Source organism: Salipiger sp. H15 (genome assembly GCF_040409955.1).
In the GTDB taxonomy this organism is placed as follows: Bacteria; Pseudomonadota; Alphaproteobacteria; order Rhodobacterales; family Rhodobacteraceae; genus Salipiger.
This window is the reverse complement of the sequence record NZ_CP123387.1, coordinates 1-15,543: the sequence shown is the minus strand read 5'-3', so window position 1 is coordinate 15,543 and position 15,543 is coordinate 1. Positions and strand designations below refer to the sequence as shown.

Annotated in this window: 14 protein-coding genes; all 14 read right to left on the bottom strand. The window is 68.3% G+C overall.

What is annotated here, in order from left to right:
- Positions 1–56: 56 nt before the first annotated feature.
- The 14 genes from PVT71_RS24645 to dctP all read right to left on the bottom strand — a co-directional run bounded on the left by PVT71_RS24645 (position 57) and on the right by dctP (position 15,543).
- Positions 57–899 carry an alpha/beta hydrolase gene (locus PVT71_RS24645; RefSeq protein WP_353476146.1) on the bottom strand — a complete coding sequence of 281 codons (843 nt, stop codon included), beginning with the start codon at positions 897–899 and terminating at the stop codon, positions 57–59.
- A gap of 73 nt (positions 900–972) precedes the next feature.
- Positions 973–1,575, bottom strand: a complete 603-nt coding sequence (locus PVT71_RS24640) for a flavin reductase family protein (RefSeq protein WP_353476145.1) — start codon at positions 1,573–1,575, stop codon at positions 973–975.
- A 51-nt stretch (positions 1,576–1,626) separates the two neighbouring features.
- Complete coding sequence (locus tag PVT71_RS24635) at positions 1,627–3,186, bottom strand: tannase/feruloyl esterase family alpha/beta hydrolase (protein WP_353476144.1); 1,560 nt, start codon at positions 3,184–3,186, stop codon at positions 1,627–1,629.
- 102 nt (positions 3,187–3,288) lie between these two features.
- Positions 3,289–4,032: a GntR family transcriptional regulator gene (locus tag PVT71_RS24630; protein ID WP_353476143.1), complete on the bottom strand. Its 744-nt coding sequence runs from the start codon at positions 4,030–4,032 to the stop codon at positions 3,289–3,291.
- A 98-nt stretch (positions 4,033–4,130) separates the two neighbouring features.
- Entirely contained in the window at positions 4,131–4,721 is a 591-nt protein-coding gene (locus tag PVT71_RS24625; protein ID WP_353476142.1) for a carboxymuconolactone decarboxylase family protein, read from the bottom strand.
- Between the two features lie 5 nt (positions 4,722–4,726).
- Positions 4,727–5,920: a CaiB/BaiF CoA-transferase family protein gene (locus tag PVT71_RS24620; RefSeq protein ID WP_353476141.1), complete on the bottom strand. Its 1,194-nt coding sequence runs from the start codon at positions 5,918–5,920 to the stop codon at positions 4,727–4,729.
- Positions 5,917–6,561, bottom strand: a complete 645-nt coding sequence (locus PVT71_RS24615) for a glutathione S-transferase (protein WP_353476140.1) — start codon at positions 6,559–6,561, stop codon at positions 5,917–5,919. The genes PVT71_RS24620 and PVT71_RS24615 overlap by 4 nt, the downstream gene beginning before the upstream one ends.
- Positions 6,558–7,337 carry an alpha/beta fold hydrolase gene (locus PVT71_RS24610; protein WP_353476139.1) on the bottom strand — a complete coding sequence of 260 codons (780 nt, stop codon included), beginning with the start codon at positions 7,335–7,337 and terminating at the stop codon, positions 6,558–6,560. The genes PVT71_RS24615 and PVT71_RS24610 overlap by 4 nt, the downstream gene beginning before the upstream one ends.
- Complete coding sequence (locus PVT71_RS24605) at positions 7,337–8,098, bottom strand: enoyl-CoA hydratase-related protein (protein WP_353476138.1); 762 nt, start codon at positions 8,096–8,098, stop codon at positions 7,337–7,339. Before PVT71_RS24605 ends, PVT71_RS24610 begins: the two co-directional genes overlap by 1 nt.
- A gap of 19 nt (positions 8,099–8,117) precedes the next feature.
- Positions 8,118–9,314 carry a 3-oxoadipyl-CoA thiolase gene (gene pcaF / locus PVT71_RS24600; protein ID WP_353476137.1) on the bottom strand — a complete coding sequence of 399 codons (1,197 nt, stop codon included), beginning with the start codon at positions 9,312–9,314 and terminating at the stop codon, positions 8,118–8,120.
- 3 nt (positions 9,315–9,317) lie between these two features.
- On the bottom strand, positions 9,318–11,375 hold the full coding sequence (locus PVT71_RS24595; RefSeq protein WP_353476136.1) for a 3-hydroxyacyl-CoA dehydrogenase NAD-binding domain-containing protein: 2,058 nt from the start codon (positions 11,373–11,375) through the stop codon (positions 9,318–9,320).
- Between the two features lie 13 nt (positions 11,376–11,388).
- Entirely contained in the window at positions 11,389–13,386 is a 1,998-nt protein-coding gene (locus tag PVT71_RS24590) for a TRAP transporter fused permease subunit (protein ID WP_353476135.1), read from the bottom strand.
- Positions 13,387–13,465: 79 nt separating this feature from the next.
- Positions 13,466–14,596, bottom strand: a complete 1,131-nt coding sequence (locus tag PVT71_RS24585) for a TAXI family TRAP transporter solute-binding subunit (RefSeq protein WP_353476134.1) — start codon at positions 14,594–14,596, stop codon at positions 13,466–13,468.
- A 527-nt stretch (positions 14,597–15,123) separates the two neighbouring features.
- The gene (gene dctP, locus PVT71_RS24580; protein WP_353476133.1) at positions 15,124–15,543 is read right to left on the bottom strand and encodes a TRAP transporter substrate-binding protein DctP; all 420 of its coding nucleotides are present in this window, start codon (positions 15,541–15,543) and stop codon (positions 15,124–15,126) included.

Here is a 15,543-nt window from a genome sequence, read left to right as displayed (position 1 = left end):
AAACGGGGACGGGCCCTGGTGCCGCCGCCGCCGCTGTGCGGCGCCTAGGCGCCAAGTCACTTCTGCAGGAGTGCGTCCGCCCAATCGGCGATGGCATCGGCGGTCTCGACGGGCTTCGCCGCCGGAAGCGCGTGGCTGGCGCCGTCGATCACCGTGACCGTCACGCGATCGCCCAGTTCGTCACGCACCTCCATGCGCGAGCTTTCCGGCCGGAACGGATCGGCGCCCGCCTGCAGGTCAAGGATCGGCGCGGTGCCGCCGGCCCAGTAATCCTCGCGGTTGGTCAGCTTGCGCGCCGCGCGCTGGCTGACCGTCACGTCCTGGTGCCAGCCCTCGAGCCAGGGTTCGGCACTCTGCTCGTCGGTGAAGAAGGCCAGCAGCAGCCCTTCCATCTTCTGGTCCCGGCTCGAGTCCGGATCGTTGATCATGGTGATCGCCTCGGAAAGCTCCGAGGGCCAGGACTTCGCACCGCCCGCGATCAGCGCCAGGCCCGAGACCATCTCGGGGTGGTCCGAGGCGATCGTCTTGGCGATCCACTGTCCGTAGGCATGGCCCGCGACGATGGCCTTGCCGCCCTCCTGTTCGATCACCGCGGCGAAGTCGTCGCCGAAGTCGTGGAAGGACACCTCGGTCATCTTGCCGGTGCTGGCGCCGATGCCGCGCGGTTCCGGCAGGGCGACGCGGTAGCCGCGTTCGGACAGCCTGTCGGCCAGCGGCGCAAGCTCGCCGGAGCTGCGGCCGGTCGAGGCGATCACCACCACCAGCGGCCCCTCGCCGCGGACCGAGTAGCCCACCTGCGCGTCGCCGTTCATCGCCGTCTTCTCCTCGACCTGCGCCTGCGCAAGGCACGGCATCGCCAGGGCGAGGGCAAGGCCCATCACCGCAAATCTCGTCTTCATGTGTGTACTCCTCCGAGGGCCCCACACTGTCCGCGACCATTCCCGGCGTGGGGTGAGCCGGGGGCGGGTCCGTTCAGGACCCGGGACGCGGTATTTCGAACATCTGCTCCGTCACCGCGTAATCGAGATAGCCGAGCCGCGAGACCGGGCGGATCAGCTCGCTGCGCACCCGCCCGTCGCGGATCACGCGATCGGCGATCTCGATCCCGGTGACCTCGCCGAAGACGATGTGCGTGTCGCATGGCAGCCCGCTCTTCGGCGAGAGCGAGATCACCCGGTTCAGGATGCACTCGATGACGACGGCGCTCTGCGCCACGCAGGGCGCGTCGATGCTGCGGCAGGCGCGCGCCTTCAGGCCGGCGAGCCCGAACTCATCGACATCGGACGGCACCGGCGCAGAGCTGCGGTTCATCGCCTCTGCCAGCTCGGCGCCGACGATGTTGATCGCGAAGACGCCTGTGCTCTCGATGTTCGACAGGCTGTCCTTGCGCGGGGTCGAAGAGAGCATGACGAAGGGCGGATGCGTCGCCGCCGCGTTGAAGAAACTGTAGGGCGCGAGGTTTGGCACTCCGGCGGCGCTGCGGCTCGACACCCAGCCGATCGGCCGCGGTGTCACCAGCGCCGTCCAGGGGTTGTGCGGCAGCCCGTGGTCGCCCTTGCGCGGATCGTAATACATCGTCTTGCTCCTTGCGGCATTGCGGCGCGACGCGGCGCGATGACACTGCACTCAGCGGCAGACGAAGCTGGCCGCCGCATCGGTGGGACCGCTGCCATCATAGGTCGCCACGGTCGGCCAGGGGCAGAGCGGACGGGTCACGCCCTCGATCGTCGCGCCGGTGGCGATCAACCGGTCGGGGGCCCTGCCCTCCTCGACCCAGCCGACGATGGTCTGCAGCACGTCGAAGGACTCCAGTCCCGGCCCGCCGCGACAATGGCCCATGCCCGGAACCGGGAAGTAGCGGGCGAAATCCCCGACCTCGCCCATGTCCGCCTGCAGCGCCGCCATGTAGCGGGCGGTGTCATTGGCCGAAATCGCCGCATCCCCCGTGCCGTGATAGAGCAGGATCTTGCCGCCCGCATCGCGGAAGGCGGCAAGATCGGTCGAGGTCGCATCCGCAAAGGAGGCGGACGCCTCCATGCGCTGCGGGTCGCTGTCGAAGTCGAAATTGATGATGTCGAAGTCCGGGTCCGGCGGCGTCAGGAAGACGTACTTGATGCCATTGTTGGACAGGCCTGCCTTGATCGCGTTGGGCTCCGGGGTTTCCGAGGTGCCGAGGCGCCAGCTGCGCCAGCCCGCGTCGGCGATCGCCGGGTCGTAGCTCCATGCGACGTAGAAGCGCTTGCCGGTGCTGTCGCGCGAGCCCTCGTGCAGCAGCTTCAGCGTCTCGACCTTCTCTGCACCCAGGCAGGCATCCTGCCCCTCGCCGCAGACCAGCCCCGAGGGGTCGTAGTCACAGCCGGTCGGGTCAAGTATCAGCCCATCCGCGAGCCCGTCGAGCGCGTCGCACTGCCGGACGATATCCTGCGCAAGAAGCTCGAGATCGGCATCCGAGAAGGCGCGGGAGAGGATCGGGTTCCCCGCGTCATCCTGCGGGGCGATGGCCGTCAGCTTCTGCAGGCCCCAGGCGGTATCGACATGGCTGCGCGACAGGTGGAACACCGGCGCGCCCGCGACGATGCCATCGAAGAGCTCGGGAAACCGCTGGCTGGCCATCATGCCCTGACGACCGCCGTTCGAGCAGCCGATGAGGTAACTGTGGTGCGGCGCATCGCCGTAGTAGCCGGTGGTGAGGGCCTTGCCGGTCTCGGCCACATCCTTGATCGCCTGATAGCCCCAGGCCTCGCGGGCCTCGGGATCGAGGCCGAAGGAGCTGTCCTTGTCCTCGTGCCCGGCATCGGTCGAGATCACCGCGTAGCCTTCGGCCACGGCCGCCGGCTCGCCGGTCGGCTGCGAGCCGCCAAAGGCCGGGCGCACGCGGCCATCGAGCCCGCCGCCGCCCTGGAAGTAAAAGCGCCCGTTCCAGCCCTCAGGAAGACGCAACTCGAAGCGGTCGCCGAAGAGAACGTCGCCTGCGCCGCGCCGCTCATCGACCACCCCGGTGACCTTGCAATGCGCTGGCAGATCCTGCCCGGCATCGGCATCGGGTCCGGCCGGGACCCAGGCGGTCCCGGTGATTTTCAATCTGTCACCACCGGTTTTCGCCAGTTCGGTGCAGGCCGCCTCGTCGGCGAATGCACCGGTGGCGAAGGCGCAGCAAAGCACCGCGCCATGAGCCAGTAATCTCATGATTCTCCTCCCAAAGTCTCCCTTGAGAGGTAGATTATGTCATTAAGCTAGCTTTGTCACTTAAAGAGTCGCCGCGGTCTCAGTTATGCGCGCACTACAGAGTCAGGTGAGCAGCTTCATGTCGATCCGCACCTTGTCGCCGCGGTAGATCCCGTTGGCGACAAGGATCAGCCGACCCCCTTCATCGATCGCCAGGCGCTGGACCAGCACGATCGGATCGTTGAGCGACAGCTGCAGCAGCTGCGCGGTCTCGACATCGGCGGAGGCCACCGACAGGATCTGCCGGGCATCGGCGACGCGCACGCCCGGCAAGTCGGACACCAGCCGCATAGCGGTGGTGGTGGAGTAATTCTCTTCGGGGATCAGCGGCTGCAGCTTCTCGTCGACGAAGACGTCTGCGACGAGAAAGGGCACGTTCTGCCGCCGGTGCAGGCGGCGGAGGTGCCGATAGCTCGGCGCGACGGTGCCATGGTCGAAATCCGCCTGCGCGAGCGTCGCGCCGGGCGTGTCCGAAAGCACTTCGATCTGCGCGTCGGCACGCGACATGAGCAGGCCGTTCCAGTCGGTCTGCACCTCGCACCAGAGGTCACGCTCGGGCCGGGCACGCACGAAGGTGCCCTTGGCCCGGAACCGCTCGATCAGACCCTCCTGTTCGATCTGATCGAGCGCCTGCCGGATCGTCATGCCGGCGACGCCGAATTCCTTGGACAGTTGTTCGACCGTCGGGATCCGCGCGCCGATCGCCCAGTCTCCGCGCTCGATCCGCCCGCGAAAGAGCGAGGCAAGCTGGATGTAGCGGGCGACGTTGCTCTTCTCGAGCAGGTCGGTCGAGCTGGGCTTCTGCATGGAACGTTCCTCGTTTTCCTGCGCCTTCCGGGCATATCTGACGATATTATAGCTTTATAACACTTGCTGCCGGAAGAGGGGAACCCGGGCCGCCGCCCTCAGTTGCGCAACGGCAGGTCGAAGAGGACGCCGGGAGTGACGGGAAGATCGGCGCTGACCCCCTCGGGGACCGGAATCTCATGTGCGTTCAGGGTCATCGCCACCATCGAATAGTAGCCGACCACGGCGGTCAGCTCGACCACCCCGACCTCGCCCCAGCGCGCGCAGACCAGATCGTAGACGGGTTGCGTCGGAGTGCCTTGCGTCAGCAGCTGGCAGACATAGTCGTAGATCTCGGCCGCCGCGGCATCGTCGCCGAAGGCCGGCACCCGGCCCACGCGCAGGGCGTCGATCCAGGCCGGGTCCAGATCTGCCTTCAGCCCGTCACGCTCGTGGATCGCCCATTCCAGCAGGCTGTTCCAGCGACGCGCGGTGATCAGGATCGCCAACTCGTTGAGATGGGCCGGCAGCGTCGTCTCGAACCGCAGCACGCGGCCGAGCTGCTGCCAGCGGTCCGCCAGAACCGGATTGTGCAGCGCCGCGCGCAGCGGCCCGACAAGCACGCCGCGCGGCCCCGAGACGATCTCGTCGAAAACGGCCTTCTGCGCGGGCGACATGGTTTCCGGGGCGGGGAAGCTGATACGTCCCATGCTGGTCATCCTTTCACCTTGGCCGCGGCGACGCGGTCCCGGATTTCGTCGGTGTGCTGGCCCAGCAGCGGCGGTGCGGCATCGAAGGACAGCGGCGCGTCGGCAAAGCGCATCGGCGAGACCACCTGCGGGACAGTCCCGGCAAGCGGGTGCGGCAGGTGCCGCAGCATCCGGCGGTGCTGCACCTGCGGCTCGGCCAGCACGCCCGGCACGGTGTTGATCGGCGCGCAGGGCACCTTCACCGCGACGAGATCCGCCCGCCAGTCGGCGAGGTCGCGGTCGCGCAACGTGTCGCAGATCAGCGGGTGCAGCACGTCGAGGTTCTCGACCCGCGCGGCATTGGTGGCAAAGCGTGCATCCTGCGCCCACTCCGGGTGGCCGAGGGCCCCGGCGAAGCGCACGAACTGCTCGTCATTGCCGACGGCGATCACGATGTGCCCGTCGCGGACCGGGAAGATGTCCTGCGGCTGGATGTTCGGGTGCTTGTTGCCCTTGCGGGTCGGCGTCGCGCCCGACACCAGATGGTTCATCGCCTGGTTGGCCAGCATCGCGGTGGCCACGTCCAACATCGCAAGATCGATGTAGTCGCCCTTGCCGGTCTCGGCGCGGCGCGCCAGTGCGGCCAGCACGGCGACGGTGGCGTACATGCCGGTCATGATGTCGATGACCGGCACCCCGACCTTCTGCGGCCCGGCTCCCGGCGCGCCGTCCGGCACCCCGGTGACAGACAGCAGCCCGCCCATCGCCTGGATCATGAAGTCGTAGGCGACGTCCTCGGCCATCGGCCCGTCCTGGCCAAAGCCGGTGATCGAGCAGTAGATCAGCCGCGGGTTGATCGCCCGCAGCGACGCCTCGTCGAGCCCGTAGCGCGCCAGGGTGCCGACCTTGAAGTTCTCGAGCACGATGTCGCTTGTCCGGGCGAGGTCGCGGACCAGCTCCTGCCCCTCTGCCGACGCGATGTCGACCTCGACCGATTTCTTGCCGCGGTTGACCGACAGGTAGTAGCCGGACTCTCTAGTCGGCTTGCCTTCGCTGTCTTTCATGAACGGCGGACCCCAACGGCGGGTGTCATCCCCGACTCCGGCGCGTTCCACCTTGATGACCTCTGCACCGAGGTCGGCGAGGATCTGGCCCGACCAGGGGCCAGCCATGATGCGGCTCAGGTCGAGCACCCGAACATGGGAAAGCGGTCCGCTCATGTTGTTTCCTTTTCGAAAGTCAGGATGCCGGCGGTGACCTCGTCGCCCGCTGCGCCGTCATAGACGATGGCAGTGGCGGCGACCGAGGGGCGCTCGGCCCAGGTCGCGGCAAGGTCCGCAAGGCGCGGGAAATGGGTCCGCCAGGCGCTGTCGCCCCAGCGGAAGTCGAGCTGGCCAAGGAAGCAGATCACCGCCACCTGACCCACGCCGAAAGGTTGCGCGGCCAGCGCCTCTGCCTCGGCCTCGAGCGTGGCCATGACCGCACCGATCTTGGCGCGGAAGCTCGCGGTGATCGCGTCCCAGGCGCCCTGCGGGCGCAGCAGCTCGGTGCGCCAGGCCAGCAGGATGTCGGTCGCGCCGTCGGCCAGCGCCTGCCAGCGCTGCGCGTCGACCCCGGCGTCGAGCACGCCATCGCCGTCGAGCCAGGCACAAATCACCCGGCTGTCGAAGAGCACGCCCCGGTCGGTGACCAGCGCCGGGATCTTGCCGAGCGGGTTGTCCGCCAGTACGGCCGGGTTCGGCGGCAGGTGGCTGGCGACGACGTTGCGCATCAGCTCGACCTCATCCAGCCGGCCGGTCTCGTGCAGGGTAATCATCACCTTGCGCACGAAGGGCGAGCGGGGGGACCAGTGCAGTTTCACGCCGCGGCCTCCACCTCGGCCAGGAATGCGTTGAGCAGCACCGCGGTGGCCTCGGGCCGCTCGAAGCAGGGCACGTGCCCCGCGTCCTCGACCCCTTCGAACCGCGCGCCGATGGTTTGCGCGATGCCGCGCATGGTCTCGGGGATCCCGCCGTCCGACAGCCCCGCCACCAGCAGCGCGGGGACCGCGATGCTCGGTAGGACTGCGGAATAGTCGTAACCCTGAAGCGCCGTGGCGCAGGCCTTGAACCCGTCGAAGGGCGTCGCCGCGATCATCGCCGCCAGCGCCTCGGCGCGGGCGGGCGTGGTCAGCCAGCGCTCGGCGGTGACCTTGGCGTAGCCGTCCATGCCGAGCCTGCGGCCCTCATCGATCCGCGCGCCCCAGGTCTCGACCGCAGCTGGCGCGGATTTCGCCATGCCGTCCATGAAGACGAGGCCGGCGAAACGCTCGGGCGCCTTGGCATAGGCGGCCAGCGTTGTCGGCACGCCCATCGACAGGCCGACGCAGACCGCGCGGGAGACGCCCGCGTGGTCCATCACCGCCAGGAGGTCCTCCGAGAGCAGCTCGAAATCCACCGGCTCCGAAGGCACGTCCGAGCCACCGTGACCGCGCTGGTCGTAGCGCAGCACGTTCCAGCCCGAGAGCCGCGCCACCACACCGTCCCACACCGACAGGTCGGTGACCAGGGAGTTCGAGAACACCACCCAGGGCGCGCCGTCCCCGGCGCGGTCGATGCGGATGTTGAGCCGCGTGCCGTTGATCGGGTGCAGGCTCATCAGCGCCCCTTCCAGACCGGCTTGCGCTTTTCGACCACGGCGGCGGTCGCCTCGCGGGCATCCTCGGTCTTCATCAGGATGGTGCTGAACTGCTGTTCGATCTGGTAGCCCTCGTCGACCGGCAGGAATTCTATCTGGTTCAGCGCCTGCTTGCCGAGCCGCAGGCCGAGCGGTGACTTCTCGGCGATCTTCGCCGCGAGCGCACGGGCGGCCTCCATCAGCGCCTCGGGGGCAACAACCTCCTGCACGAAGCCGAAGCGATGGGCCTCGGCCGCGTCTATCGGCTCGCCGGTGAAGAACATCTTGCGCAGCATGCCCTGCGGCAGGTGCCGCCCCATGTGCGACGCGCCACCACAGCGGCCGACGTTGATCTCGGGCATGCCGAATTTCGCCGTCTCCGACGCAAGCCGGATGTCGCAGACCGAAGCCAGCACCGTGCCGGCCCCGAGGGCCGGGCCGTTGACCGCGGCGATGGTCGGCAGCGCGCAGTCCCGGATCGACTTGAAGCAGCGCCGCACGATGCGGCCGCGGGCCGGGTCTTCCTCGACGGTCGCGGCAAGGAACTCCTTCAGGTCGAGCCCGGCGCAGAAGGCGCGCGCGCCCGCTCCGGTGAAGAGCACGCAGTTGATCCCCTGCCAGCTGTCGGCGGCGTCGAAGGCTTCGCCGATCTCGGCGTAATTGGCGAGGGTGATGGCGTTGACGGGGGGCACGTCGATGGTGATCTCGGCCACTTTCCCGTTGAAGCTGATGTCGATACCCATTGGTCGGTCCTTTCTGAAGTCAGGCGGCGGCGAGCGACAGGGCGATGCCCTGCCCCACGCCGATGCACATGGTCGCGAGCGCGGTGCTGCCCTCGCCGCGCGCGATCATCCGGGCGGCGGTGCCGGTGATCCGCGCGCCGGACATGCCGAGCGGATGGCCAAGCGCGATCGCGCCGCCATAGGGGTTCACCCGCGGATCATCATCGGCGATCCCGAGCCGCCGCAGCACGGCCAGCGCCTGCGCGGCGAAGGCCTCGTTGAGCTCGATGCGGTCGAAGCTGTCCGCCGTCACACCGAGTTGGGCGCAGAGCTTCTCCGTCGCCGGGGCCGGTCCCATGCCCATGATGCGCGGCGCCACGCCCGCGGTGGCACCGCCGGTGATCCGCGCCAGAGGCGTCAGCCCGTGACGTTTCATTCCCGCCTCGGTGGCAAGGATCAGCGCCGCCGCGCCGTCGTTGACCCCCGAGGCATTGCCCGCGGTGACGCTGCCGCCCGCGCGGAACGGGGCCGGCAGCGCCGCCAGCTTTTCGGCGGTGGTGCTGCGCGGGTGCTCGTCCTGATCGAAGATGACCGGCGGCCCCTTGCGCTGCGGCACGGCCACCGGGATGATCTCCTCGGCCATGATGTCGCGCGAGGCGGCCGCCTTCTGCTGGCTGCGCAGGGCAAAGGCGTCCTGATCGGCGCGCGAGATGCCGAAGTCGGCGGCGACGTTCTCGGCGGTCTCGGGCATCGAGTCGGTGCCGTAGCGGGCATGCATCTGCGGGTTGATGAACCGCCAGCCGATGGTGGTGTCCTCGACGCCGGACTGGCGCGAGAAGGCGCTCGTGGCCTTGGGCATGACGAAAGGCGCGCGCGACATCGACTCGACCCCGCCGGCGATGGCGAGGTCCCCCTCGCCCACGGCAAGCCGACGATAGGCCGCCAGCACTGCATCCATGCCCGAGCCGCAGAGCCGGTTGATCGTCGTGCCCGAGACGGTCTCCGGCAGCCCGGCGAGCAGCAGCGACATGCGCGCCACCGACCGGTTGTCCTCGCCGGCCTGATTGGCGCAGCCGTAGATCACGTCGATGGTGTCGGCCCAGTCGAGGCCGTCATGGCGATCCTGCAACGCCAGCAGCGGCAGTGCGCCCAGATCGTCGGCGCGGATGCCCGAGAGGCTGCCGCCGTAGCGGCCAATGGGGGTGCGGATGTAGTCGCAAATGTAGACGGTCTGCATGGCTCAGCCCTTCAGCTCTTCGAGAGTGTCGGACACCGCGCCGCGGGCGAAGCCGTGGCCGATCGCGGTCTCAAGCGCGTCGAGATCGGCCTCGATGCGGTCCGCGGGCTGCTGCGCCGCCCACCACAGCGGCCCGCCCTTCCAGCGCGGGAAGCCGTAGCCGTTGACAAGCGTCACATCGATGTCGGAGGCGCGCTGCGCGACGCCTTCGGCAAGCAGGAGGGCCGCCTCGTTGACCATGGCGATCAGCAGCTGGCGCTGGATGGTTTCGGCACCGAAGGCGCCCGGGGTGATGCCGGCCTCGCTGCGCGCCGCGTCGATGAGTGCGGTCACCTCGGCCGAGGGCTCCGGGCGTTTCTCGGGATAGTCATACCAGCCGCCGCCGGTCTTGCGGCCCAGCCGTCCCGCCTCGCAGAGCCGGTCGGGGATGGTGACGTAGCGCGCGGCCGGGTCGCGCGTCGCGGCCTGCCGCATGCGCATCGCCCAGGCGATGTCGAGCCCGCTCATGTCCGACACCGCGAAGGGCCCCATTGCGAACCCGAAGGCTTCGACGGCGGCGTCCACGTCCTGCGGCGCGGCGCCATCGAGCACCAGCAGCTCGGCGCGGCGGCGGTAGGCGGCGTAGATGCGGTTGCCGATGAACCCTTCGGCGACGCGCGCCACCACGGGCTGCTTGCCAAGGCGTTTCGCCAGCGCGAGGCCGGTGGCCAGCACGTCATCCGCCGTTGTTTCGGCCCGCACCACCTCGAGCAGGCGCATCACGTCGGCGGGGCTGAAGAAGTGCAGGCCCAGCACGCGCGACCGCCCCGGCAGGTCCGCGACCATGGCGTTGATGTCGAGATAGGAGGTGTTGGTGCCGATCACCGTCTCGGGCGGCAGCGTGGCGTCGAGCTCGGCCAGCAGCGGCACCTTGACCGAGAGCTCCTCGAACACCGCCTCGATGACCAGATCGCAGCTGGTCAGATCGGAGATCCGCGTCGTTCCCGAAAGGGCCTTCAGTTGCGCCGCCAGCGCGGCCTCCGAAAGCCGTCCGCGCGCGTGCCTGGCCTGCAACGCCTCCCGCAGCGCACCGAGGCTGCTTTCCAGCGCCTCGGCGTCGCGCTCGACGAGCGTCACCGGCAGCCCTGCAGCAAGGCAGGCGCGGGCGATGCCCTGCCCCATGGTGCCGCCGCCGATGACACCGACGGCCGAGACTTGCCGAGGCTTGGCGTCGAGCCCGTCGACGCTGCCCGCCCTTCGCTCGGCGAAGAAAAGGTGGCGCAGGGCAAAGGCGTCCTCCGACAGGCGGAGCTTCTGGAAAACGGCCCGCTCATCCGCCAGGACGGCGACGACGTCCGCATCGGCCGAAGCCCGCACCAGGCGGATCGCCTCGGCCACGTTCGGCCGGCCCCTGCCCTTGTGCAGCGCCTTCGCGGCAGCGGTCTCCAGCGCGGTCTCGTCCTCTTCGGGCACCGCAAGGTCGGCCACCACGCGCTTGGGGCGATCCTCGGCGAGGAACCGTTTCGCCGCCGCCAGCAGATCGCCCTCGGCGACCACATCGACCAGCCCGAGCGCCTCTGCCTTGACCCCGGTGATGCGGGTGGCGCCGCAGATCATCTCGAGCGCGGCGATGCGCCCGGTCAGGCGCGGCAGCCGCTGCGTGCCGCCCGCGCCGGGCACCATCCCCAGCGACACTTCGGGCAGGCCGAGCTTCGCGTCCGGCGTGGCGATGCGATAGTCGCAGCCGAGCGCCAGCTCGAGCCCGCCGCCAAGCGCCACGCCGTGAATGGCGGCGACGACCGGGAACGGTGCCGCCTCGCAGGCGGCGATGACGTCCGGCAGCTCGGGCCAGGCGAGGGGCGCGCCGAACTCGCGCAGGTCGGAGCCGGCGACAAAGCTCTTTCCGGCCCCGACGAGCACCGCGCCCCGCACCTCGCCGCAGCTCCGCAGCGCCTCGATGAGGCCCTTGCGGATCGCGTGGGAGCCGGCATTCACCGGGGGATTGTCGATGGTCAGCACGGCGATGCCGTCGGTGACCTCGAGGTGAACGGTGCCATGCGAGGGGGCTGTGTGGGTGTTCATCGGGCTTTCCTCTTCACTCGGCGGACGGGGCCACGGACCGGACCGGCTCACGGCGGGTGTCCGGCGCGCTCAGGCGGTTCACCAGCACCGCGACCGCGAGCAGCGCCAGTCCGATGCCATCCGACAGGTAGCCGGGAACGATCAGCGTGATCGCGGCAGCCCCGAGCAGCACCCGCGCCGGGATGCCCAGCCGGCCGACGAAATGCAGCCAGCCCTCGCTTGCGGCGGCCATCAGCCACACCGCCAGCACCGCGCTGCCGACGTCATGCAGGATGTCGAGCGGTTCCCCCTGCAGCACAAGCGTCGGGTTCAGCGCGAAGATGAACGGCAGCACGAAGTTCACCGCCCCGAGCCGCATCGCCAGCACGCCGGTGCGCATTCCGTCGGATTTGGCGATCACCGCGGCGGCGAAGGCGGCCAGCGCGACCGGAGGCGTGATGTAGCTCAGCATGCCCCAGTACAGGATGAAGAGATGCCCCGCGATCGGGTTCAGCCCCGCGCCGGCCATGGCCGGCCCCAGCACGATGGCCAGGAAGATGTAGCAGGCGCTGACGGTCATCCCCATGCCGAGCACGAAGGAGGTGAGCGCCCCGAAGAGCAGCAGCAGGAAGACGTTGTCGCCGGCGAATTGAAGCAGCTCGCGCGAGAAGGCGCCGCCGACGCCGGTGTAGCTGAGCGCACCGACGATGAGCCCGACCCCGGCAAGGATGCCGACGATATTGGCGATGTTGCGGATCGCGTCATCCAGCAGATCGACGAGCCGGCCGAGGGTCAGCTGGTTCTCGCCGCGGATCCAGCCGTTGAGCGCGCTGGTCGCCAGCAGGACGAGCGTGGCGTAGAAGGGTGCCTGCGCCTCGATCCCGCGCGCCACGATCAGGTAGATCAGCACGACCAGCGACAGCAGGAAGTGCCAGCCTTCCTTCAGCGTCGGCCAGAGCTTCGGCAGGTCCTCGGGGCGCTGCCCGGAAAGCCCGCGCCGCGCGGCGTAGCAATCGGTCTGCAGCATCAGCGCGAGGTAGAAGAGCGCGGCCGGCACGATGGCGGCGATCATCACGGTGGAATAGGGAACGTTGAGGTTCTCGGCCATGATGAAGGCGACGGCGCCCATGACCGGCGGCATCAGCGCCCCGCCGGTCGAGGCGCAGGCCTCGATCGCGGCGGCGTAGCGCGCCGGGTAACCGACCTTCTTCATGGTCGGGATGGTCATCTGTCCGGTGGTGACGATGTTCGAGATCACCGACCCGGAGAGCGAGCCGAAGAAGCCCGAGGAGAGGATCGCCACTTTGGAAGGGCCGCCACGGGTGCGGCCGAGCAGCGCCTCGGCGAAGGCCATGAAGAAGGCCCCGCCGCCGGTCACGACCAGCGCCGAGCCGAAGAGCAGGAAGCCGATCAGCAGGCCCGCCACCACGCGCATCGGCACGCCGATGATGCTCTCCGAGCCGAGCGCGTGCATCATCACCAGGCCGGGGATGTCGGTGGACGGCCCCCAGAGGAAGCCCGGCATGCTCTCTGCAAAGAGCGGGAAGAGGAAGAAGAAGCCGCAGATGCACAGCAGGACCAGTCCGCCGGTCCGGCGCAGCGCCTCGAGTACCAGCAGGCAGAACACCCCGGAGATGACCTGCGCACTGGTCGGCGCGACGAGATCCCATCCCTCCATCAGGATGCGCTCGCCGTTCCAGGCGAAATAGCAGGCCGCGCCGAGCGCGAGCAGCGAGAAAACCACGTCCGCGATGCGCCCGGCACTGCCGAACCGGTCGTACGGCAGCGGGTAGACCTGGAAGACGATGGCAAGGAAGATGCCGGTCAGCAGGTAGAAATACGCGGTGTCGAGCAGCACGTAGCCGATCAGCATCTGCGTGTTGAAGAGCCGGTCTACGTTCAGCAGGAGCGCGATCAGGCCGAGCACCAGCACCACCGCCCGTGTCGGCCCGTGCAGCATGCCGATCTTGACGCCTGAACTCTGGGAGGTGTCCGGCTGGTCGGACACGGGAAGGGACTGCGGATCGCTCATCACGGACCTCGCTCACGCTCTGAAGTAGGGAATGGGGCGGGTCCGATCAGGCCGGACCCGCAGGACGCGATCTCTGGGATCAGTTCGTCAGGTGTTCGGAGCGCCAGGTGCCCCAGAACTCGGGCCAGCCCGCATCATCGCCATCATAGGCGCCGCGCGCCTCGGTCCAGGCCGATTTGACCGCTTCGATCCGCGCCAGGCGGGCGTCCTGCCAGGCCTGCGCCTCGTCGGTCCAGTAGCCCATCTCCTTGGCGTAGCGGATCGCCCCGTCATGGAACGGCGCGTCGGCCGGCGGCACGATGGCGCCTTCCGTGGCCCAGTTCGCCGCCTCGGCGGTGGCTTCGCGGAAGCCGTCGAAGCTCTGGTCGATCGCCTTGACGAGGTTGTAGACTTCCTCCTCGCTGGTCGCCGCGTAGGTCGCCAGCATCGGATATCGGTAGCCCAAGAGCCACACCGGGTGGTCTTCGTCGATCCCTGCCCCGGTGGTCTGCTTGTGCGGTTCGGCAAAGCTGATGACGTCGGTGGCCTTCTTCCAGCCCTCGGTGTCCTCGGGCGGGAAGTTGAGCCAGGTCAGGCCCCGCGAACTCGCCTCGATCTCGCGCGCGAAGGACGAGGTTGGCACCATGCCCATTGCATCGAGCTGGTTCGAGATGATCGCGTCCTTGAGCGCGCCGTAGCTGCCGAACCAGACCTGCTCGACGTCGTCGCGGGTCAGGCCTCCGAAGGCGAGATAGGCGTCGGTCTTGATGTTGAGCGACGGGTTCCCCTTGACGAAGCCGACGCGCTTGCCGCGCAGGTCGGCGACGCTTTTCGCGTTAACGTCGGCGGCGGCGATGATCCCCACCGAGGCCGGCCGCCCGAGCATCACGCGCACGTCCTGCGGACCCCAGTCGGGCGTCGCGAACTCCTCGGTGCCTTCGCTGGCAAAGAAGAGCTCGTTCGACAGGAAGCCGAACTGCGCGCGCTGTTCTCGCAGCGGCAGCAGGCGGCCGATCGACGTGCCCGATGGCAGAACGCGGATGCGCGTGTCGAAGTTGCCCTGCACGGCATTCGCTATGGCCGACGCCTCGGTGTAGCCGCCGGAGCCGACGTCGTAGGCGCTCCAGATCATCGAGCGCGGCAGTTCCACGTCGTCCTGCGCCAGCGTGGCGGTGGCGCCGAAGCCGAGGACGGCGAGCGTCGGCAGGGCTTTCACGAGCAGTCTAAGCATGAGGGGGCTCCTCTCCCAGTTGTCGATCAGCCGGTCCCGAAGCGGCGGCCGATCCCTCCTGCGAGAGAGCTAAAACATTAAAAGCTATATTACTAGCTTTTTATTGTGCGCGGAAACTTGACGGAACTTTCTGCCTATTTGAAAACAAGTTACCCAAGACTTCATGTGCGCCTGGCTTTGCGGATCCAGCGTTTCAGCTGTCCTTTGCCTGCGAACAAGACTGCGGAGCACGAATCGAAACGATGTGGCGCTCAACCGAGGACGTCAGTGCATGGACCACGGTCCGCCACGCCGCGGCGCGTCGCCTCGTCAACGCGGCCGCCCCCAGACCTTGCCCAAGCGTCCCCCGTCAGAAGGGTGCATTGGTCGCGCTATGGGCGCTGTTGAAGCTGCACCCTTGGTAGGGTTGTACTCTCCCGACTGCGTACGCCCCCGAAGAAGACTTCGGAGGCGAAAAGTCAAATTGGCGCGGTGCTCACCAAGTTCGCTTGGTAGAGGTCAGGTGAGGTAAGATGCGGTTCAAGGAATTACTTGCCGGCCACCTGCTCGAAGAGTTTGAAGTTCGCCTCGCCATCCGGTGCCGCCGCGATCAACTGCGTGGCCACATCGCGCGTCGCTTCGACGAGCTCCGCGTTCGGTGTTTCGACGACCTCAAGCCCGGCCGCACGGATCTCGTCCAGCGCTTTGACGTAACCATCGAGATAGACCTGGATTGCATGAGCACGGGCCTCGTCAGCGACCTCCATGACCAGCGTCTGATTTTCGGGTGACAAACGATCAAACTGGCTCCCCGACATGACGACAGGAGCGGCCATGTATTGCAGCTTGGTCAAGTTGTAGAACTCGCTCACCTCGACGAAACGGTCCGAGATCATCGTATCGGGGGAGCCTTCCGCGCCATCCACGACATTGTTCTGGAGCGTGACGTAGGGCTCTGAATAGGCCAT

Bases quoted from the DNA above. Each gene is read 5' to 3' on its own strand.
- PVT71_RS24645 (WP_353476146.1), bottom strand. From the start codon at position 899: ATGAAGACGAGATTTGCGGTGATGGGCCTTGCCCTCGCCCTGGCGATG.
- PVT71_RS24640 (WP_353476145.1), bottom strand. From the start codon at position 1,575: ATGTATTACGATCCGCGCAAGGGCGACCACGGGCTGCCGCACAACCCC.
- PVT71_RS24635 (WP_353476144.1), bottom strand. From the start codon at position 3,186: ATGAGATTACTGGCTCATGGCGCGGTGCTTTGCTGCGCCTTCGCCACC.
- PVT71_RS24630 (WP_353476143.1), bottom strand. From the start codon at position 4,032: ATGCAGAAGCCCAGCTCGACCGACCTGCTCGAGAAGAGCAACGTCGCC.
- PVT71_RS24625 (WP_353476142.1), bottom strand. From the start codon at position 4,721: ATGGGACGTATCAGCTTCCCCGCCCCGGAAACCATGTCGCCCGCGCAG.
- PVT71_RS24620 (WP_353476141.1), bottom strand. From the start codon at position 5,920: ATGAGCGGACCGCTTTCCCATGTTCGGGTGCTCGACCTGAGCCGCATC.
- PVT71_RS24610 (WP_353476139.1), bottom strand. From the start codon at position 7,337: ATGAGCCTGCACCCGATCAACGGCACGCGGCTCAACATCCGCATCGAC.
- PVT71_RS24605 (WP_353476138.1), bottom strand. From the start codon at position 8,098: ATGGGTATCGACATCAGCTTCAACGGGAAAGTGGCCGAGATCACCATC.
- pcaF (WP_353476137.1), bottom strand. From the start codon at position 9,314: ATGCAGACCGTCTACATTTGCGACTACATCCGCACCCCCATTGGCCGC.
- PVT71_RS24595 (WP_353476136.1), bottom strand. From the start codon at position 11,375: ATGAACACCCACACAGCCCCCTCGCATGGCACCGTTCACCTCGAGGTC.
- PVT71_RS24590 (WP_353476135.1), bottom strand. From the start codon at position 13,386: ATGAGCGATCCGCAGTCCCTTCCCGTGTCCGACCAGCCGGACACCTCC.
- PVT71_RS24585 (WP_353476134.1), bottom strand. From the start codon at position 14,596: ATGCTTAGACTGCTCGTGAAAGCCCTGCCGACGCTCGCCGTCCTCGGC.
- dctP (WP_353476133.1), bottom strand. From the start codon at position 15,543: ATGGCCTATTCAGAGCCCTACGTCACGCTCCAGAACAATGTCGTGGAT.